Raw genomic sequence first — 20,794 nt, forward strand, 5'->3', positions numbered from 1 at the left:
ATCTGGTTCGGAACGGCCTCCATTATCAAATCAATAAATAAATGAAACAGGATACCTGCAAATTACGGCACTGCGGACTTCTCTTTAACATCGTATATCTGAGCATTATCGCAACACAATCTGCGGCAACTATCTCCAGCAATAAAGTCATCAGTGTCATATGCCAGAATGCATCATCTACGTTTTCTGAAACAGCTGCTGCCGCCGGGCGGCATAAATCTGACTCGTGCCCATTCAGCATCTGGGTGATTGCGTCGGCAAATCGTTGTTAAGCAGGCGTTTACGACGCTGCCAGACTGTATACCTTGAATCCTTTGGGGTTGCTTCTGAAGTGATGAACAATAATTCGGTAACGAAAAAATCTTGCATCCTTCTTCTTACGGCCTACTCGCTAACTTTCGTAACCGTCACCATGAGCTGCGGGACCTTCATTAAACCAACCTCTAGATTTTTCATGCGACGCCAACTGCTTCACGATATACATGAAATCTGTCTTGAATATGCTTCACAACGACATAGTCGCATCGATCCCAGCGTGTGTACTATGATTCTCGGCAACAATAATTGTGTCGTCGTTGATGTGGCGCAAGCGTCGAAATGCCCGGTATTTTGCATGCTCAATAAATCGACAGGAGAATAATTTTGATGTGTATCAACAATGTTCTGACGTTAATCAGTATTTGCAATCACGGTGGTGTGAATTGAACAACATTTATTTCATCCACACAGTCCAACTTGCTCATCTTCAATTCTACGGTTATTGGTTTGCTGCCGCCAGTGCGGCGCAGTGTCTTTGTAGTTCGGCAAGGCGACTGCAATGTGATACGCGCCTCTGTGTACGCTCTGTGGTGTGGTGTGGTGTGTCCACGGTGACAAGTTCATCATCGAGAATAATACTCCCCCGGATTTGCCTAATAGGGTATGGCGTAATCAATGGTCAAGCCCATTTCATCTCAAACCGAAACCGTCACTAATGAATATTAAAAACAAGCCTATATCGAAGCATGCAGCAGGTGGCCACGGACGGCGATGAGTTCGTGACTAAGAACGTTGCCTGGTATCATCTCAATGACGGACTGTCTTTAAAATCGGTTTATTGAAGCATCGACAACATTAAATACGGAGCTTTTGGAGAAAATTTCTTAACGTAAAGCTAAATCTTTGGTCACGGCGCGGGAGAGATATCACGCATGGCACGTACTCACACGCAGCAGGCGACTGCGACATCATCTCTGAGCTGGCGAAGCGGCCGTAACAGCCTCTGAAGAAACCGAACAACACAAATTCAAGAAATGGGAAGCTGATGTCGCGTAGAAATGGCGAGACTGAACATTTAATGTTTTTAACTCCTGTTATGTCTCGAGGCGCAAAACCAATCGGCACAGTTGCTTTGACACAAGCTAGTACCTTCTTCGATATGATGTTGTCCTCAGCTTCCCATTTGCAGAGCAAGCGAGCATGCTATTCCCCGATTGCAACGCAGATAACACTACTGGCATTTGTCAAACCCAGTGAACTATCTTACGGGGCAACAGCAACACTGAACGTCAATGCGTATTATGTCGTTTCGTCGACAAAGAAAACTACGCCGTGAATGGGTGGTGTTGGCAGGCCTCAAGCTAGCGATGGCATGGTTGAAGAGTCCGCAATAACGCTGCCAAGCGTGCGTCAATCTGACGCCCTCGCGCAACAAAGCAGTGAAATGCCTGTTAAATATGCGGGAATTTATTGAGTAAAAATAAACCTCAAATATGCGGAAACAAGCACTTCAATTGCTATCAGGCACTCAACAGCGAACAGAGTGCTTATCAAGCCGATCTCTGGCAGACTGGGGAGATGTGCATTGTGGTGAAAGCACTGTATTCATGGTGAATAACTATTTGATGCAACAAAATCACACTAAAGTACATCGAGGAACACAATCGGCTGCTAACAGATGAACCAGTTGGCTGCGAACTAATTCAGAACTGGCACCATGGTGATGGCCTTGATTGATGAAGGAACGAAACTGTTTGCCCGTGGTTACAAGCACATTTCTTATGGTATCGGGTATACGATTTAGACCACGCACTACCCGTATCCGTAACAGGCTTTGGGCAAGCCTGCTGACCTAATTTTAATTCCCACGTCAACGCGTCTCAGGCAAAATACAACAGACTCAACCCTCTTTAAGGACCAGCTTACAGAAACTACGGTAAATCTGGTTCGCTCTCAACAAGAAGATGTGTGGTGATACCCACTTCTTCCTGGTGTACTATCAACTGCTGTTGACCTCGTGTATCTTTGCGAGTCTCTGTCTGTCGTTTTTATTTGTGGCAATAACATCAGGGATAGTTTTCAGAAACAAGGTGTGAGAAAGACGATGCGGTGGCAGCAATGACTGCGTAACTGATAGATAACACATGAGTGCTTGTCGCCCCATCAGCTACGGGTTTTGGGAGAAGTGTGGATTATCGGTTAACTCCGACGTAGCGATCGGCAGTCAGTATCGCAAAATTCCCGATGATACGCTATCAGCAAGGCCCCAGCAAACCCAAAATTCAAAGGGATGCAATCATGGCAACACGGAAGAATAGACCAACAGTACAGTAGCATCTATGATGCTTGCTTATATGACCACGGAAACAGAGACTGGCTTTGCCATGCCCCGATGACACTGTAAAGCGCGTTTCCGAATTAGATTTGTATTATCACCATAGCTTCGTAGAATTAACTGTGGTTGCACTGTTGAAATTAAATGCAGATACCTGAGTTAACAGAACAAAGCCAGCAAATGCTTCTATTCGCAATAGCAATATTTGGTCAGTTTCGGTTGCGCACGCCGACTCCCTGATAGGTATCGAAGAAATTGCAGCAGGATGCTAGTAGCTCACACTGATGCAATAATTACGGAATAGAGAGTATCAATTATCAACAGCAAGGATATTTGGCGATTAGATTTGCTGACAGTGTTGCTGGCCCCAGATGAAACCTGACCCGTTAGGGGCTGAAGGCAGTCGTCACTGAACCGGGGAAAAAGCAATCGCGTGAGCGTCATCATAGCATTTCTCGACTTTGTTACTGGTTATACAGGCTAACGCCATGACTTTCGTTGGTTTCGGCATTGAATCATGAAAATCAGAGCAACACTCGTCACCGTTAGCATAGCTTGTGTTTTGATTGTGATGTTTGGTGATGTTAAGCACACAATTACTTGGAATCGGTTGCTAATGCTGAGTTGTTTGAGACAGAACGATATAATGTTGTCTCGACAGTAGCGTCGCCTGTGAATAGCAGGAATGTTCGCCGATGAACTACAGAAAATTATCTCATGAATACAAGAACAACAAGCGTCGTTACCAGCATTCCCACAAGTATGCCTGAGTTTACGTGTTAACTATCAGAAAATTAACATATGAATAGTTTTTCGTCTGGGTCACGATTTGATGTTGAAGATCGCAGTTCAAGCACTAAATGATGTGTTAGCGGCTATTGATGATGTTGAATAGCTCAAAGCTCAACTATTTGCTGTAATACCGTTACGACAGATATGTTCGCTGATTGCTTTTTAAGTTTGCAATTTTTATTACAATATGGACGAATTAAATAAACAATTGAGTAAAGACGATGAGAAGAGTTAAAACCTGAAGAAATATGACTAGACAGGAATTAGCACTTTTGAGTTTAAATATATTTAGGCAATTAGAAATTAAGTACCAATCCCTACAACACCAGAAACAATGAAGCAAATCGACACACAGCAGCGGCCGCTGGCAGTAAGTCATCTAGCACTAACTTCCGCATTCTATTACCTAATACTCCACGCCATTCCTATAGATAGCCGCATTCCTGATTGTTACCGTCACGCCGGATGGCACAATGTATATTCCAGCCCAATCAATACCAGCTTCGCATCCGTTGAAACGCCGCCGCTGGCCTCAGTTGTGCCAGCAGAAAATCTATGAAATTTACACGAGCACAAATTCCTGGCGAACACGCTAGAAATTTGCCGTTAGTTGGTGCTGTCTCCTCAAAGGTTTTTGGTGCTGGCATTCAAGCAGTTGCCGAAACTGGAGCAGTTGCGTGAATTATTTGGATTACCTTAATCAAAAGAGCCCAAAATCAGCTGCTTTAGATGTCAACCAAAGTGAAGACGGCACGATGTTATCTAACTAAATGTGTCCGTGCCGCAAGCTCCTCCACAACCGCTGAGTTCAAGGGAATTATCGCTTTGCCATAATGAATACGGTTAGGACTCGCTCTGGCTTCTGTACTGGCGCCTGGCATTGCTTCCGAAAGTTTATTATACAGCCAGTCCGTTCTATGCTTATAGCCAGCAAGTTTTTATTACTTACTTAAACGATACAATCACAAAAGACTATGCCGTCAACGCTGCATAAAATCATCAGATTTTTGAAAAAGCAGTCGTTGCCACTGTTGTTAGCCAGCTGAATCTTGGTTGTCGTTGTCATAACAAATTATTGCTCACTGCAAGTTGCCAAATCAATTACTACACAGATCAAAGATACTGAAGTATTGAATACCTGAAAGTGAGATCGAGCAAGGGAATTGAACTTAAAAATCAGTAGAAGCGAATCTCGCCAAAGCCCGGCTGCGAAGCTCAGAAAGACATGAACACGACTTATTTCCGAAGCTGGCGCAGCTACTGAAGGCCGTAAAATTGCGAAGGCGCATGGTCATCGCGTAAAGCGAGATTATCAAAGTCGCTACAAGCAACGAACGAGCGCGTAGAATGTTGCCAGCACACTGGCAGGTGATTTATCAGATCCCGTGTGACTTGGCTTGATATCGCCAACGAAATAGCGGGCTTGTTTACTGATTATCAGGCTGGCTTTGAAAGGTTAGGTGAAAGCCTGACGGCGTGCATTGCCATGGTTACCTCGGCATACTTAGTTACGTAGTACCGCAGCCCTGACACGCTGCCACAACAAGCGTTGGTCGATTGCATTGTGGTCGTTACCGTATAGCCAGCAGCAGATGAAACTGATGGTTGGGATTCCCGACAATTTCATCAACTAAGGTAGTCAGTCACTAACGCGTCGGCCGATTGCATCTGTTGGTGTTCCACTGCGCCATGAGTCTCAGCCGTGGCAATATTATAGCGGGTGAGAAAGCTTAATACTCTGGTCATGTCTGTTTCCGGTGCTGCCAGCTCAAAGAGCGTTAACTACAGTTATTTCAGTCAGGCACACGTCGCGATGTCTCTTTGACGACGGAAGCCAGCCTCACATTCGCTACACTCTTTTCGCCTCATGGATGAATAGATCAATGCTATGCGTTAGTAAGTACACATTTTAAAACAGCTTGTCACAATGGTTGATGTCAAGTCAGCAACAAATCCCAGGTTTTACTATCGGTCATTTTTTACCGAAACAATATTATATTTCGTAATTATTACCTAAAGATTGTTGAAAGGCATCATAACTTGCTAAGCTGACTCGCATTTAGACGCTGTCGAAGAACGTTGTCGAACATAAGAATGAAAGGTTACCGATGATGCGAGAAGAGTGCTTTGCGTAGATTTTCGTCACTTCAAGTATCGTTTCATTTGTTATACGCGACCGGCGTTAGCTGCACACACGACCTAAACCCAAGCACGACATGCAGTGACTGCCGCGCTCACTAGCAAAAATGCCAAAGTGACGCCTATTGTCCTTCGCACCTCAATCGTGTTATGATAAGATATTACTGCGCCGATCAGTAAAATAACAGTTTCTAATAAAATAATTTGAAATATATGAAATTGCCATTACAACATTCCATGACGAGCCGGATCAATCTATTTAATGGAGCAGACGGGCTGGCCTCGGTTATTACCTCGTCGCCGCAGTCACATCTGTAATGCCGCCATAGAATCAATCATTTGTACGTGAAACTTCTCAAGACTATTTGGCGTAGAGGATATGGCAGATGCAGAGGGTGAATAACAATTTAGCCAATGCAAAGTTGAGCAAGAGTGGCTCTGATTTTAATCCAGCGGCTTAAGAGGAAAGTTAACTGGGGATTTGAGAAGCGACGCCACACATCTTTGTATTGGTGACTCGTTAATTGCCATTTTCATGATCGTCCCGCGATCGCTGGTCTGCTAGTTTTTCGCTAGACAGTCAACTTAACAAGCAAGATGCAAAACATAAAACCGTACTTAAGGGGAGCTTTGGTTCTCATTATCAGCAATAAATATAACTAGTGATTAAATCTAGTGATGAAGACGAAGCTTACGTCACGTACCACGAGTTGTTCGCGCCATGTTCACGTAATTCACGAGTTTGTTCGCTTGGCGTTCACGTATACCACGAGCTTACCACGAACTTGGCGTCACGTATTCACGAGCTTTTGTTCTAATCTGTATTGACGTCACGACTATTTAGCGTTACTTAAAGCAATATTAAGAAATTAATAACACTGGCATTACATTTTGGAAAGAGTGCGTACTTTAACAGATGTTAATAAGTCACCGTTATTTTAAGCGGTGCTCATATCTTGTGCCCGTATTACTATTTGAATATTCTCATATGCCTGAATAATCAAAAGATTAACGTCGACTTTACTAAGCATATTTTGAGTTAACTTAGTGCTAAAAATATGAGCTACCATCCGTAGCACGTCACTCAATGAGATATTCTCTACTACTGCGGTATCTGTCATGCTTCCATTGTGTCGTTCTGCTTGATTGCCAGGTTTATGAGTAATACACCACCTTGTTTTTAAGCTGCGGGTTGTGCCTGCTTTTCTTGTGGTTTGTTCACCTGTTAACTAATGTCACACCTACAAAATGTTTCACAAGTTATTGACATCAGCTGGCTTGCGCTACAATTCAGTAACAGCTTAAAAATGATTCGGTCAGACGTCTAAAGCACTAGAGCAGCGGTCATGATTTACAGCCTGGAGGAAATCAAGCCACCACTGCGAGTTTAACGAGTTTACCAACACTAAAATTACACAGCATTGCTTAGGCACCGTGTTGAGCCGGGCTGGTTTATAAAATATTATTCGTTGATATAAACGCCGCTTTCTGTAATTAAGCATGATGCACAAGGTCGTTACAGGAAACGAGTTGAGCATTATGTTTTGCGTATTCAGCGCTGGTAACCATGACGCTTGACAATGCCCAGACGAATATTTAGCAATAGGCTAGCATCTCCATGAGGTAAGGTGGTTACGTCTGTGTCGTCGCCATCAGGTTGTTTACTGGTCAACGTAATCGAGATAGTTGCGTTTCATTGCCACAGTTGTCGTCGAGCGCTTAACTGCTAAGAACTAACAACTGAAAACACTGTTGGGCAGAGGTGGCTAACGAAATTCTGCCGCAACGGTTCACGATCGCTGTTTGGGGACGGGAGATAGCATGATTCTACTTCTGACATGGGAAGAACAAGATACCGCGTTATATATTGTCAGCGACGCACTGGTTACCAATGGGCACTTTGTTACAGGGTAGCCACACGTATTTATAACTTGCACCACTTCGGTATGCCACTACAAGTTAGCAGAAAACTAAATGCCTGGTCACGATGTGCATCGTGCCACTATCACCAGCAATACTTATCTACGACTGTTTCGAGTCATTTAACAATCGATTGGAATCATCGCAAGCAATAGTCAATTACATACCAAAATTAGCCCAATTAGAAACAGAGATGTTACGCAATAACGCAGCTAGAAGACACACAATCCTCAATTGATTATAGCCAATAATACACCCGCCGAGACAATAGCACCAAAGGAATCCACAGCACAGCTACTCAGTTACTTAAATGTCACCGGATTATATTCTGGTTAAACAGTTAGAGAGTTGAGGTGGTGAATAAGCGTAATCCTGGGCAAGCGACATTTGCCGCCGTAGTCTCGCCAAGTTGCCACCTTATCGAAGTTAAAGAGATTGACTGGCAAAGTAGACTGATGCCGAGTGTCTGGGGAGCAAAGCAACCTTAGCAGCTGTAGAAAAATCTGCGACAGGTCTTATCATTATCTGTTTGTATGTATCGCTGGTACCGGGGAGTGGCGCCCGTCAGTGTTAACCAAGCATTTGCTGTAACGGTCATTAGCACCGATTGACATTGAAGCTCAAGGGTGATGTAGTGATTAGCCATAATGTTACGTTCGGCATGGAGACGTTATCCCAGTTACGTTAGTTATGCCAACAAAGGCAGTGACACAGATAAAACCCTGTTGATCAATGAAGACTTTCTATGGGGGAAGGCTTTAAGGCAGGGAGAAAACTAAAAACGGCGTTATTGCTGAATGCAATACTTAGACGCTTTTAGGATGTTTAAGAACCATTTCCCGACATTCCCAAAGCCGTCACGGGACGCCGATTATCTCAGCTTGTTTGCAAGCTCCTCCCAAAACTTAGCGGCGAGTTCGCTGATGGGTCATAAAGAGTTATGCCCTGCAAATTTTTATTAGGCATAACTACTTACCGCCATGAGCGATCAAGCATAGAGGAAATCATAGAGAAGCTTCACCAACTAAAAGAACAGACAGCAGTAGTCAATCGAACCGATGTCAGCACTGGGGCATGGATCAATATGAGGTGCGTAAGCAGTACAAAAGATGGTGAGGTTTATTGGTATGTATACGCAAAATGCAGCGTTAACGAGCCAATTTTCAAGAGGAACCCAAAAGCTAGGCTAAAAGGAATTGTCAAACGCGGTAAGAACCCGAGTATACCCTGCCACCAACACATAGGCAGGGTAGGCAGTAGTACAGGGTCAGGCACCGATCCAGAAGTAACAGAAGCATATCAGAAAAATCGCAAGCAAACACCAATGCCTAACGCCTAATGCCCATTACCAAAATAGATTGAGATTTTGGTATTTCGGTAATCATGGTCTGTCACGATGATTTGCTAGTCACGATGGTTAATCTCTATTTATAGAGAGCGCGACTACGGTATCAAAATCCCGATATAAAATGCGATTGTTTTCAGTGGTGACTACCAAACGTTTGTATAAAAATTTTCATTAGTAACCCAAGCGGAATAAAAGGATCGCGGGAATCGCGAACTTAGGCGATCGCCACGGCGGGCGGGTAGCCATTGCTAACCATAGATTTGCTCAAGCCACTTACTGTTATTGCTGAAAATCTACGGGATAAGAATTGAGGTTAGGAATGGGAGCGATCGCCATCGAAAGCGGGCGTACGCCATCGCAGGAGACGCGACAACGCCGCCATACCACGCCACCACGCCACAGCTACCATAGCGATCACCACCACAGCAAACAGAAGACGTGGGAGACGGCAACGCAGTTGCCAGTCAAGTCCACCAACGCCATAACAACCTCGTTATTTATATGAAACTAGTTATTAAAAATGCTCCACCGATAGATGCGGTAAGGTGGCATGTTGGGGTCATGAGGTATTAGGTATTGGGAGTAGGGCATGGGGCTTGGGAGAAGGTAACCTCTGGGCGATGGCAACGAGAACACCGCAGGCATCGCACCTCGAGTAGGCGCGATCCTTCATCCCGGCCGAACCCTAGTACACCCTGCTGTAACACACAGTCCGATGGCATCAGAATTACAGAAGAATAAACCCGAAAAGGTCGCCGTAGCATAGGTAACTCCTAAGCCCTGCCCGATAAACCTGCGTTGCGCAGACGCATCAGTTCACTTGTGAAAAGCCCGATTGAATCCGCCTGTCGTTTTTTGCCCTGGCAATGCACTCTATGGTTGCGCTTTTAGCAATACTTACCTCGATGCTGGGATGAACTGCAACATCAGGAGCGAAGTCAGGCTTTGAAAATTGCCGCACGCCTTTCCCGGCAGGACAGTAAACCGAGCCGATGATGTCGCTGCCAGAACGATAAACCATGAACTTTGCCTTGCACAGCAGGTTTTCTGCATAACTTTCAAGAGCCGGGCTTAAGACAATTACGCAACCCCGTAGGCCGCGACATTCGTCACAGATATCACCCGAAATCCTCTTGCCGCGATGTCGATCATTGTGCCGCGTCTGTCCTAGGTGGTTAACGTACCGTAGCGTAATACCGACATTCAGATTTTCTCCTGCCGACCGATTATTGCATCTAACGGTATTTATCACTGCCACTAGAAATCTATGCCACAAACGACAATTTGGCGGTCGGTGTGCATGGTCTCTGATATGCATATCAAAGACCCATAAACAATGCTAACTTAGGTTTGATGTTCTGGTTGAGATGGAAAATGCTCAGGACGTACCGCTTCGATCACCAAAGCGACTGTAGTTGATCCATAAGCCGCCACGACCTCGATCACCCTTCTTCAGCTAGAAGTTTACAGCACCAGCAGATGTATAGGTTGCAGAAGCTTGAAATGCCCACGCATTTATCATCGTGCGCCGCATTATCCATCGTCCATGCACATTAAGCAAATCTCGCATCTCGATGATAATATGCATCTCGCCGAGACACGGTTGATGCCCCAGCAATGAACCCGATGAAGATTTCGCACTGTGGTGAGGGTATTGCCCGCGAATTCTGCGATCGCATCTACGCCCATCCGGCCCTGTGAAATTATGAGATTTCCAGTAGTTTCGTACCTTTGTTAGCAAGGGGGTCAAATGCTGCCATCCCACGTAGGCTGAACACCGATGTGTTCTTCATACTTGCCAAAATTACGCAGAGATCGATCAGCTCACCTCTGTAATATCGCCTACATAAAGATAGGTAGTATAATGATCTTCTTTACATGCACACTGTCAGTAGAAAAATGGCGGAGCCTCACGCGAAGAACCACACACTGAGATTTCAGGCCGACTTAACAAATTGCCGATACTTGTCAGTACCTGTTTAGCTTGGCTAAACGGAAAAATACACCCAGCCAATATTCGCCCACAGATGGAGCTTGAATTAAACCAGACAACACCAACACCTGAACTGCCTCAGAAATCATGTTTTCGTTTTCGCTTGTTCGTACTTGATTGCCGTCTGCCGTGATAGCTCCCGCAGAGACGAGATCATCGATCGTCAGTCCAGTTTACGAGTCAACCACCAAAACCGCCACCTAGAGTAAGACCTGATACCCGTCGCTGAATTGACCTACTGGAGCAGCTACGCCATGCAGCGTGCGCCGATCAAAATCCGCACATGCACCAGGTTCGACATATGCCCTTTTTTGGGAGATCAATGACATTTTTCATGGCTGAAAGATCGATCATTACGCCGTGATCGCACACGTATTCTCGCGATATTGCCCAGCGCCTCGATTGATATTTTCAGCTCATTGCGCGCGCAATTTGATGACATGGGAAACGTCCGAGGCTTTCTGCACACTGGACAATGAGAGCAGCCGGCGACAACACGCATTCCAGATTTCGCGAACTTCGTCATAACGCGGATCGTCGGGAAGAATCGTTGCCCTTCACATTGGTTTCAGCTTTTCAATCATCTCATTCAGTAACGTTGTCATAATATTCTTCAACAAAGCTAATCGAAAAAACTTGCGTGATAATAACTCTGTAATCGCCCGATTGAAGTCGAGCCTAAGATAGACATCACTGACTTGCTCGACGATTTCGATATTTGTTTAGAAATTCATGCCAAACCCATCGGTAAAGAACCCCTAAATGCACCAGTGTATTTCCGGTTGACAGGAAGCAATGCCAATAGAGGCATGAAGCGCGATCACTAATTTAGCTACCACTTTTCTACAAACGACGAATGATGGGTCAAACGACCAGGTTGAAGGATGCTGATGAGCAATATGAAATATTTCGCCGCAATCGCCGCCGATCGAGATCAAGGCGCAGCATTTGGGCATATTCGCAGGTACAGTGACTTTTAATAGTCGCTGTGTAAAATTAATGTCATTGAAGACGTAATCTTGCATTTCTAAGTTAAGTCCAGAGTAGCACCGGGAGCTAGTTATATCAACGCAAATACCGCAAATCCACAGCGTAAAGTTTACGATGGCACTAATTTAGCCAACGGCATTTAATATGTCACTGTACATCCCTGTAATCGCGAGAATCATGTTCTGATAGTGATGCAGCAGAATACGTCACGCCTTGATTCTGACAATACCCTCGCCACCGACCGAACATCCTACTTGTCTATTTGGGGTCACGCCGTACGACGATGAAGCGATGCCTACGGCGGTAACCACGCTCATTGACAAGACACGATGAGCCGATAACGACGTGGAAAGCGAAAGCATTGCGGTAGCGTTCGCGCAACGTCGTAGAGAGGTACGAGCGTCCGCAGGAGTGTCAGTCGCAGACATCACCTTTAATCAAAGATTTGCGGGAAATTTGAGTTTTCAAAAGCGGTGTCAAAAGGAGAGGTGCGATCGCCTCAGGAGGAAAATAGGAATTGAGATTGGGCAGGAGGTGATCGCCAGAGATAAGCTAATAGTCACCATTTCCAGACTGACTGCCGTGGTAAGGGCTTCAGCCTTGATTTATGCAACTTAAATGCTCATTAGCTTAGGCTTTTGGTTTTCTATAGCAGGGGTAGGGGAGAATCGCTTACAGAGGTTAGCCAGCGATCGCCGACGCCGCCAAACCCAACACAGCTTAAACACCTGGGGGCAAACCTCCCCAACTTTTAAATGCGATTCACCATACTGATAACTTTAATCTGCCTTTTTCAAAATACGCCTTTGGTAAGATTATTTTGGGATCATTAGGTATTTTTAGTTACTCTGAGTCAAAAGCGATTTTAGCAAATTAAGAATAGCCAAAATAACTCCTAGTAAGTACGTTTATTTCAGTCGGCTGATTTCTATTTTTTAGCAATTTTATCGCTCTCGCTAGCTACCTGTGGGGCTACCAGATAACTACCTGTGTGGAAAATCAAAATCACAAAAATCGCTATTTTTTCACCCCACAGGTAGCTAGGTGTCACCTGTGTGGTAGCCCGATAGCTACCTGTGGAGAATTGTATTCTACAATATTGTTTGCCACTAAATCTACTTTAGTTTTGTGTAGATTATCAGGCTTTAAAATTTACTGCACCCAGTTATTCTTACAACCCAGCATTGATATCAATGTTTGGAATCCGCACGGTTGCGCCACGAATCTAATATTTTCAAGGCTTGTCAGCGTTGTTTCTCGTGAGCGGTTGGCGAGAGATGCACAAAGCGCATTTACCCGCTTTACTTTTTCAGTCGCATGATGGCGTAACACTATGAGCCGATGGCGATGGCAATCAGCCCAAATTGACTACCAAAAACGACAAAGAACGACAAAAACAGATCAACTCACAGATGGAATGACAACGCCCATTCACCCAATCCCTAACTCTAATGTCTAATAGGGACACCAGGGAGAGAGCGTAGCATGACTACGGGCACGCCTCCTCCTCAACATCCAATGCCCAATGGCGAATGCGGTCGAGGGGGGCGAGAGTCAGCAGTAGAGAATTAATCAGATTTTGCGATCGCTCGAAATTAAGCATAGGTCGAAGAAGGTGGTTCGGCTAGCAGCAACCGCAGGCACGTCGCGCCATTCATTGCTAAGGCATTCTTCTAACTACCGCCGGGAGCAAAACAAGAGCGGTGGTTTTTGTCTGAAGGGGTCGGTTATGATCGCGCTGTTGCATGCCAAACTTGCGGCTTCTTTGTAGCCGGGGACTTAGACCCGCCGAAGTTTGTTAAAGAAACAAAATCCACAAAAAATTTTCCCCTATTTTTGACCCTTTTTTGCAGAAACAACCGATAATTACTCAAGAAGAACCGCCAAACCGTGATTATTGATATTTTATCAAGAAATATTACAGTTTTGGCACTAGTTACTTGATTTGACTAAATTCGTGCATTTGAGAGAATATCTCTACAAAATCTCAAATCCCACCCTCACAACTACATTCAACATCTCCCAATACCTAGACAACATCTCAAATCTCAATTTTTTCTTACTTTTACACCTTTAAATCATCCATTCACAAAATTCATTAGCTCAAAATTTCAATAAATCCAAACAGTTTCAATACTTATAATAAGTCTCATTTGCTCCCACTAATTGGTAAATTATCGGGAAATTCGTTAAAAGCTTTTTAAGCTCTGTAACCATCTTTTGATGACGCACAGTACGCCTTATTTGGCGGAAAGTTTGTTGAGGTAAAAACAAGAATCAGCCAAAAATGAGTCCGATAAAACCGCAAAGAACTACAAAAGTGACCGAGGTTTTACAACGCTTGTGTCCAACAAAGCAGAGGCAGGGGAGAAAGAGTTGATAGACAATTAGCTCTTTCCTCCTGTCTCTTCTACCTCTACGCCAACGCAAAACTTCTTAACCGAAGGTCTTGGGAGTGTCGAGAGGTGAGGACGTGGCTACCAACTCAATTGGGAGGCAAGGTAACACAGAGCGATCGCCTCACCCGATCACAAAACTCAAAAACGACAAAAGTAGACAGCTCACAGATGGAATTAAACGCCTGCTCATCAACTTTAACTTCAATGTCTAATAGCCGCCAGGGAGTAGAGCGTAGCTTGCGTGCCTGGCATCGCCTCTTCCCAACACCCAACACCCAATGCCTAATGCCTAATGCCTAAGCCTAATGCCCAATGCCTGATGCCTAGCCTAATCCAGAATGCAGTCGAGCTAGAGGCAGAGAGTCAGTAGTGGGGAATAGGAACAAGGGAGAAGGATCCGCCTTTGCAGTTACGCCCGTAGCCGCAAGAATTGAGATTGGGGATTTGGGCTTTGGTAGTTATAGTCTGGTAGTCATGATGGATTTGGTAGTCATGATGATTAATATCTATTTATATAGAGAGCGTGACTACGGTATCAGATTTTGATAAAAATGCGGTTCTTCAGTGGTGACTACCAAAAATGTATAAAACCCAGCATTGCCAAGCCAGTACAGAAATGAAAGGATCGCCTGTAGTCAGGTCAAGAATTGAGATTGAGATTTGGGGTTTTGGTAGTCATGGTTTGGTAGTTACGATGAATTTGGTAGTCATAATGGTTAATATCTATTTATATAGAGGGCGTGACTACGGTATCAGAACTCGATACAAAATACCGCTCTTCTCAGTGGTAACTATCAAAAGCTGTATAAAATCCAGCATTAGCAAAACAGTACAACATTGAGATGGTGGCGCGGCTATGCCAGTGAAAAGACGCGGCAACGTAGTTGTAAGTCTTGGGCATTGACTAGGGGTGAAGCGCTTGCCCTTAGCGATCGCTTACGGTGGGATACTGTTGGCGAAAGTGTTACAAACGCAGGGACAAAAGTGTTACAACTCAAAGCCGCAACTACAGATTGAAGGTTTGAGCTTACGTAATACTTAATAAGACAATAATGTATTACATTCGCCAACAGTATCCGGTGGCGGGTAAGCTGGAGTAGCCAGAAGAAAATAATAAAGCATAACTACTGGAGCGATTGCCATTGTAAAACAGGAGACGGGCAACGCAGTTGCCAGTCCAGTTCACCACACACAGATCAATACCGCGCTGACGATTCTGTGCGATGGCGTACCGTTTCAGCTTGCCAACGCTAACCATAAGGTAAAGTAGTTAATATAGCTAAAGTAATAAATAAAAGTGATAAAAAGTGCAATGCTGGAAGTTTAGCTTGTCGCCTTCTGCGATCGCTAATCATAGATTTGTTCCAGCCAGTTACAAATTGCTACTAAAAACCCAATGAATGAATTTTGGGTAAGGGCTGGACGCGATGATTTTCTAAGAATTTTGAGGAGCGTAGTTGCCAACTTGAGATGTTGCGCGTAGCTTGCCACGAAGTGGTATGGCACGCTTTCTCTAAGAAATTTTGCTGGCTGTCAGAATAGTCACAACCTGTTATCGCTTTCAAAACTTGTTATTACAAATGTCTAACCAACAGATGCGGTATGGAGGCGTAGCTGCCTCTACTAGCGCGGCTACAGAAGTTATGCCCTGCAAATTTTAAATAGGCATAACCACTATAACCGCCATGACAGACCGCACGACCAAACATAGAGAAGCTTCAACACCATAAGGAAACAGGCAGCATCTGGTCAATGAACCAATGTCTGAATTCAGGGGTCTGATTCACAGTAGAGGTACGCAAAAATATAAAGATGGTGAAATCTACCGGTATGTATACGCAAAAATGGCAAGCACGAGCCAATTTTCAAGAGAAACCCAAAAGCTGGGGCTGGGATTGTCAAGCGCGGCAAGAACCCAGACTATACCTGTCACCAACATAGGCAGGGTCAGCAGTACACAGGGCTAGAACTGACAGAGGTCGCGTCGCGATCGCATACAAGAGCGGGAAAATGCAAGCGGTTAGACGCGCTTGATAAAAATCTGATGAGATAAAAACGCGCTCATAGGAGTTATGCCAGAAGAAAATAATAAAACATAACTATTAAAGCGATGATGTAACGGCTCGGTAGGATCGCCACCGGAAAGGGCGGGTACGCCATCACAGGGAGATGCACACGCCGCTAATGTACGCCGCCAACATCACCACAGCGACGCAGAGACGCGGCAACGCCGCCGCCGGTCAGGCAACGCAGTTGCCAGTCAAGACCACAACGCACCACAGAAGGCGAGAGACGCGATAAATCAATAACCTGTTACTACGTAAATCTGTTATAGATTATTGTTCATAACCTGTTAATAAATTTGATCAAGCTAAATAACAGGATAGCATATACATACTGTTATGAGTTTATGCACTATTCTAACCACTAGTCATAACCCTTGCTATGTAAGCATTATGGGTACAGACAATCTTAACACGTTATGCAGAGATGAACAGGTTATGATTAACCAGTTAACGCATATATCAACTTGTTAACAAAGACATGATACCTTCTCTAACCTGTTACGTCTGTTAATTTAAATTAACAGACGTAACAGGTTAGAGAAGGTATCATGTCTTTGTTAACAAGTTGATATATGCGTTAACTGGTTAATCATAACCTGTTCATCTCTGCATAACGTGTTAAGATTGTCTGTACCCATAATGCTTACATAGCAAGGGTTATGACTAGTGGTTAGAATAGTGCATAAACTCATAACAGTATGTATATGCTATCCTGTTATTTAGCTTGATCAAATTTATTAACAGGTTATGGACAATAATCTATAACAGATTTACGTAGTAACAGGTTATTGATTTATCGCGTCTCTCGCCTTCGCTGTGGTGACGTTGGTGGTCTTGACTGGCAACTGCGTTGCCTGACCGACGGCGGCGTTGCCGCGTCTCCCGCGATCGCTGTGGTGATGTTGGCGGCGTAACATTAGCAGCGTGGTGACATCTCCCTGTGATGGCGTACCCGCCCTTTCCGGTGGCGATCGCCTACCGAGCCGTTACATCATCGCTTTAATAGTTATGTTTTATTATTTTCTTCTGGCATAACTCCTATGAGCGCGTTTTCTATCTCATCAAGTGCTTTATCAAGCGCGTCTAACCGCTTGCGATTTTCCCACTCTTGATATGCGATCGCGACGCGACCTCTGAATCAGTTCCTAGCCCTGTGCTACTGCTGACCCTGCCTATGTGTTGGTGACAGGTATAGTCTGGGTTCTTGCCGCGCTTGACAATCCCTTTTAGCCTAGCTTTTGGGTTTCTCTTGAAAATTGGCTCATTAGCTTGCCATTTTGCGTATACATACCAGTAGATTTCACCATCTTTTTTATATTTTTGCGTACCTCATACTGATGAATCCAGACCCCAGATTCAGACATTGGTTCATTGACCAGATGCTGCCTGATTTCCTTTAATTGTTGAAGCTTCTCTATGATTTGGTCGATGCGGTCTGTCATGGCAGTTATAGTGGTTATGCCTATTTAAAATTTTAGGGCATAACTTCTGTAGCCGCGCTAGTAGAGGCAAGCTACGCCTCCATACCGCATCTATTGGTTAGACATTTGTAATAACAAGTTTTGAAAGCGATAACAGGTTGTGACTATTCTTTGACAGCCAGCAAAATTTCTTAGAGAAAGCGATGCCGTACCACTTCGTGAAAGCAAGCTACGCGCAACGTCTCCAAGAGTTGGCAGCAAGCTACGCTCCTCAAAATTCTTAGAGAAAATCATCGCGTCCAGCCCTTACCCAAAATTCATTCATTGGGTTTTTAGTAGCAATTTGAGTAACTGGCTGGAACAAATCTATGATTAGCGATCGCAAGAGAGCGACAAGCTAAACTTCCAGCATTGCACTTTTTATCACTTTTATTTATTACTTTAGCTATATTAACTACTTTACCTTATGGTTAGCGTTGGCAAGACAGAGAGCGGTTACGCCATCGCACAGAATCGTCAGCGCGGTTATTGACATCTGTGGTGTGGTGGACTGGACTGGCAACTGCGTTGCCGCGTCTCCTGTTTTACAATGGCAATCGCTCCAGTAGTTATGCTTTATTATTTTCTTCTGGCTAGCTCCCAGCTTACCCGCCACCGGATACTGTTGGCGAATGTAATACATTATTGTCTTATTAAGTATTACGTAAGCTCAAACCTTCAATCTGTAGTTGCGGCTTTGAGTTGTAACACTTTTGTCCCTGCGTTTGTAACACTTTCGCCAACAGTATCCCACCGTAGGCGATCGCTAAGGGAGCAAGCGCTTCACCCCTAGTCCAATGCCCAAGACTTACAACTACGTTGCCGCGTCTTTTCACTGGCATAGCCGCGCCACCATCTCAATGTTGTACTGTTTTGCTAATGCTGGATTTTATACAGCTTTTGATAGTTACCACTGAGAAGAGCGGTATTTTGTATCAAGTTCTGATACCGTAGTCACGCCCTCTATATAAATAGATATTAACCATTATGACTACCAAATTCATCGTAACTACCAAACCATGACTACCAAAACCCCAAATCTCCAATCTCAATTCTTGACCTGACTACGGGCGATCGCTTCATTTCTGTACTGGCTTGGCAATGCTGGGTTTTATACATTTTTTGGTAGTCACCACTGAGAAGAACCGCATTTTGTATCAAAATCTGATACCGTAGTCACGCTCTCTATATAAATAGATATTAATCATCATGACTACCAAATCCATCATGACTACCAGACTATAACTACCAAAGCCCAAATCCCCAATCTCAATTCTTGCTTGGCTACGGGCGTAGCTTGCAAAGGCGGATCGCTTCTCCCTTGTTCCTATTCCCCCACTACTGACTCTCTCGCCTCTAGCTCGACTGCATTCTGGATTAGGCTAGGCATCAGGCATTGGGCATTAGGCATTAGGCATTAGGCATTAGGCATTGGGTGTTGGGTGTTGGGGAAGAGGCGATGCCAAAGGCCGCAAGCTACGCTCTACTCCCCTGGCGGCCCTATTAGACATTGAAGATTAAAGATTGATGAAACGGGCGTTGTAATTCCATCTGTGAAAGCTGATCTACTTTTGTCGTTTTTGAGTTTTGTGATCGGGTGAGGCGATCGCTCTGTGTTACCTTGCCTCCCAATTGAGATTGGTAGCCACAGTCCGCTTACACCTCTCGACACTCCCAAGACCTTCGGTTAAGGAAGTTTTGCGTTGAGGGCAGTAGAGGTAGAAGAGAAACAGGAGGAAAAGAACTAATTGTCTATCAACTCTTTCCTCCCCTGCCTCTGCTTTGATTGGACACAAGCGTTGTAAAACCTCAGTCACTTTTGTAGTTCTTTTGCAGTTTTATCGGACTCATTTTTGGCTGATTCTTGATTTTTACCTCAACAAACTTTCCGCCAAATAAGGCGTACTGTGCGTCATCAAAAGATGGATTACAGAGCTTAAAAGCTTTTAAGCGAATTTCCCGATAATTTACCAATTATTGGGAGCAAATGGGAGACTTATTATAAGTATTGGAAACTGTTTGGATTTATTGGGAATTTTTGAGCTAATGAGAATTTTGTGAATGGATGATTTAAAAGGTGTAAAAAGGTAAGAAAAAATTGGAGATTTGGGAGATGTTGTCTAGATATTGGGAGATGTTGAATGTAGTTGGTGAGGATTGGGAATTTGGAGATTTTGTAGAGATATTCTCTCAAATGCACGAATTTAGTCAAATCAATTAACTAGTGCCAAAACTGTAATATTTCTTGATAAATATATCAATAATCACGGTTTGAGCGGTTCTTCTTGAGAGTAATTATCAGTTGTTTCTGCAAAAAAAGGGTCAAAAATAGGGGAAAATTTTTTTTGTGGATTTTGTTTCTTTAACAAACTTCGGCGGGTCTAAGTCCCCGGCTACAAAAGAAGCCGCAAGTTTGGCATGACAACAGCGCGATCGCATAACCGAACCCCTTCAGACCTTAAAGCCACCGCTCTTGATTTTGCTCCCGGCAGTAGTTAGAAGAATGCCTTAGACAATGAATGGCCGCGACGATGCCTGCGGTTCTTGCTAGCCGAACCACCTTCTTCGACCTATGCTTAATTTCCGAAGCGATCGCAAAATCCTGATTAATTCTCTACTGCTGACTCTCGCCCCTCTAGCTCGACCGCATTCGCCATTGGGCATTGGATGTTGAGGAGGAGGCGATGCCCGTAGTCATGCTACGCTCTACTCCCCTGGTGTCCCTATTAGACATTAGAGATTAGGGATTGGGTGAAATGGGCGTTGTCATTCCATCTGTGAAAGTTGATCTGCTTTTGTCGTTCTTTTGTCGTTTTTGAGTAGTCAATTTGGGCTGATTGCCATCGCCATCGGCTCATAGTGGTTACGCCATCATGCGACTGAAAAAATTAAAGCGGGGTAAAATTGCGCTTTGTGCATCTCACGCCAACCGCTCACGAGAAAAACCCAACGCTGACCCAAGCCTTGAAAATATTAGATTCATTGGCGCAACCAGTTGCAGGATTCCAAAACATTGATATCAATGCTGGGATTGTAAGAATAACTGGGTGCAGTAGAGATTTTTTAAAGCCTGATAATCTACACAAAACTAAAG

General features: G+C 44.3%; 21 protein-coding genes. 12 read left to right on the forward strand and 9 right to left on the reverse strand.

The genetic code is table 11. The features are described from left to right. Window positions 1-717: 717 nt before the first annotated feature. Complete coding sequence (locus FD723_RS41380) at window positions 718-885, reverse strand: hypothetical protein (RefSeq protein WP_179070965.1); 168 nt, start codon at window positions 883-885, stop codon at window positions 718-720. Between the two features lie 866 nt (window positions 886-1,751). On the opposite strand from FD723_RS41380, the gene FD723_RS41385 reads away from it, so the two are divergent. The 5 genes from FD723_RS41385 to FD723_RS41395 all read left to right on the forward strand — a co-directional run bounded on the left by FD723_RS41385 (window position 1,752) and on the right by FD723_RS41395 (window position 8,783). Continuing rightward, window positions 1,752-1,940, forward strand: a complete 189-nt coding sequence (locus FD723_RS41385; RefSeq protein ID WP_179070966.1) for a hypothetical protein — start codon at window positions 1,752-1,754, stop codon at window positions 1,938-1,940. Between the two features lie 462 nt (window positions 1,941-2,402). Beyond that, window positions 2,403-2,576: a hypothetical protein gene (locus FD723_RS41390; protein WP_179070967.1), complete on the forward strand. Its 174-nt coding sequence runs from the start codon at window positions 2,403-2,405 to the stop codon at window positions 2,574-2,576. A 1,364-nt stretch (window positions 2,577-3,940) separates the two neighbouring features. Continuing rightward, window positions 3,941-4,066: a hypothetical protein gene (locus tag FD723_RS43795; RefSeq protein WP_256875454.1), complete on the forward strand. Its 126-nt coding sequence runs from the start codon at window positions 3,941-3,943 to the stop codon at window positions 4,064-4,066. 3,734 nt (window positions 4,067-7,800) lie between these two features. Next, a complete protein-coding gene (locus tag FD723_RS43800) occupies window positions 7,801-7,932 on the forward strand; it encodes a hypothetical protein (protein WP_256875455.1) in 132 nt (43 codons plus the stop codon). 452 nt (window positions 7,933-8,384) lie between these two features. Beyond that, the gene (locus FD723_RS41395; protein WP_179070968.1) at window positions 8,385-8,783 is read left to right on the forward strand and encodes a hypothetical protein; all 399 of its coding nucleotides are present in this window, start codon (window positions 8,385-8,387) and stop codon (window positions 8,781-8,783) included. A 302-nt stretch (window positions 8,784-9,085) separates the two neighbouring features. Here FD723_RS41395 and FD723_RS41400 read toward each other — a convergent pair whose 3' ends face one another. The 4 genes from FD723_RS41400 to FD723_RS41415 all read right to left on the reverse strand — a co-directional run bounded on the left by FD723_RS41400 (window position 9,086) and on the right by FD723_RS41415 (window position 10,533). Next, entirely contained in the window at window positions 9,086-9,244 is a 159-nt protein-coding gene (locus FD723_RS41400; RefSeq protein ID WP_179070969.1) for a hypothetical protein, read from the reverse strand. 117 nt (window positions 9,245-9,361) lie between these two features. Next, window positions 9,362-9,556 carry a hypothetical protein gene (locus tag FD723_RS41405; RefSeq protein WP_179070970.1) on the reverse strand — a complete coding sequence of 65 codons (195 nt, stop codon included), beginning with the start codon at window positions 9,554-9,556 and terminating at the stop codon, window positions 9,362-9,364. Window positions 9,557-9,603: 47 nt separating this feature from the next. Next, a complete protein-coding gene (locus tag FD723_RS41410; RefSeq protein ID WP_179070971.1) occupies window positions 9,604-9,813 on the reverse strand; it encodes a hypothetical protein in 210 nt (69 codons plus the stop codon). Between the two features lie 435 nt (window positions 9,814-10,248). Then, window positions 10,249-10,533: a hypothetical protein gene (locus FD723_RS41415; protein ID WP_179070972.1), complete on the reverse strand. Its 285-nt coding sequence runs from the start codon at window positions 10,531-10,533 to the stop codon at window positions 10,249-10,251. A gap of 950 nt (window positions 10,534-11,483) precedes the next feature. On the opposite strand from FD723_RS41415, the gene FD723_RS43805 reads away from it, so the two are divergent. The 6 genes from FD723_RS43805 (at window position 11,484) to FD723_RS41435 (ending at window position 15,191) form a co-directional block, all read left to right on the forward strand. Beyond that, window positions 11,484-11,612: a hypothetical protein gene (locus FD723_RS43805; RefSeq protein ID WP_256875456.1), complete on the forward strand. Its 129-nt coding sequence runs from the start codon at window positions 11,484-11,486 to the stop codon at window positions 11,610-11,612. 508 nt (window positions 11,613-12,120) lie between these two features. Continuing rightward, on the forward strand, window positions 12,121-12,393 hold the full coding sequence (locus FD723_RS41420; protein ID WP_179070973.1) for a hypothetical protein: 273 nt from the start codon (window positions 12,121-12,123) through the stop codon (window positions 12,391-12,393). Between the two features lie 715 nt (window positions 12,394-13,108). Then, a complete protein-coding gene (locus tag FD723_RS43810) occupies window positions 13,109-13,234 on the forward strand; it encodes a hypothetical protein (protein WP_256875457.1) in 126 nt (41 codons plus the stop codon). Window positions 13,235-14,248: 1,014 nt separating this feature from the next. Beyond that, on the forward strand, window positions 14,249-14,386 hold the full coding sequence (locus FD723_RS42300) for a hypothetical protein (RefSeq protein WP_218651889.1): 138 nt from the start codon (window positions 14,249-14,251) through the stop codon (window positions 14,384-14,386). Between the two features lie 368 nt (window positions 14,387-14,754). Continuing rightward, window positions 14,755-15,015 carry a hypothetical protein gene (locus FD723_RS41430; RefSeq protein ID WP_179070975.1) on the forward strand — a complete coding sequence of 87 codons (261 nt, stop codon included), beginning with the start codon at window positions 14,755-14,757 and terminating at the stop codon, window positions 15,013-15,015. Continuing rightward, entirely contained in the window at window positions 15,012-15,191 is a 180-nt protein-coding gene (locus FD723_RS41435; RefSeq protein ID WP_179070976.1) for a hypothetical protein, read from the forward strand. The genes FD723_RS41430 and FD723_RS41435 overlap by 4 nt, the downstream gene beginning before the upstream one ends. Before the next feature lie 40 nt (window positions 15,192-15,231). On the opposite strand, the gene FD723_RS41440 is transcribed toward FD723_RS41435, so the two are convergent. Then, the gene (locus tag FD723_RS41440; protein WP_179070977.1) at window positions 15,232-15,432 is read right to left on the reverse strand and encodes a hypothetical protein; all 201 of its coding nucleotides are present in this window, start codon (window positions 15,430-15,432) and stop codon (window positions 15,232-15,234) included. A 554-nt stretch (window positions 15,433-15,986) separates the two neighbouring features. Between FD723_RS41440 and FD723_RS43815 the strand changes: the two genes are divergently transcribed. Further along, on the forward strand, window positions 15,987-16,115 hold the full coding sequence (locus FD723_RS43815) for a hypothetical protein (protein WP_256875458.1): 129 nt from the start codon (window positions 15,987-15,989) through the stop codon (window positions 16,113-16,115). Between the two features lie 910 nt (window positions 16,116-17,025). Here the strand turns inward: FD723_RS43815 and FD723_RS43820 are convergent. From FD723_RS43820 to FD723_RS41450, 3 genes are all read right to left on the reverse strand, one after another. Next, window positions 17,026-17,157: a hypothetical protein gene (locus FD723_RS43820; protein WP_256875459.1), complete on the reverse strand. Its 132-nt coding sequence runs from the start codon at window positions 17,155-17,157 to the stop codon at window positions 17,026-17,028. A 309-nt stretch (window positions 17,158-17,466) separates the two neighbouring features. After that, on the reverse strand, window positions 17,467-17,682 hold the full coding sequence (locus tag FD723_RS41445; RefSeq protein WP_179070978.1) for a hypothetical protein: 216 nt from the start codon (window positions 17,680-17,682) through the stop codon (window positions 17,467-17,469). Between the two features lie 671 nt (window positions 17,683-18,353). Beyond that, complete coding sequence (locus FD723_RS41450; protein ID WP_179070952.1) at window positions 18,354-18,542, reverse strand: hypothetical protein; 189 nt, start codon at window positions 18,540-18,542, stop codon at window positions 18,354-18,356. Window positions 18,543-20,794 lie beyond the last annotated feature (2,252 nt).

Origin of the sequence: Nostoc sp. C052, assembly GCF_013393905.1 — a bacterium.
Taxonomy (GTDB): Bacteria; Cyanobacteriota; Cyanobacteriia; order Cyanobacteriales; family Nostocaceae; genus Nostoc.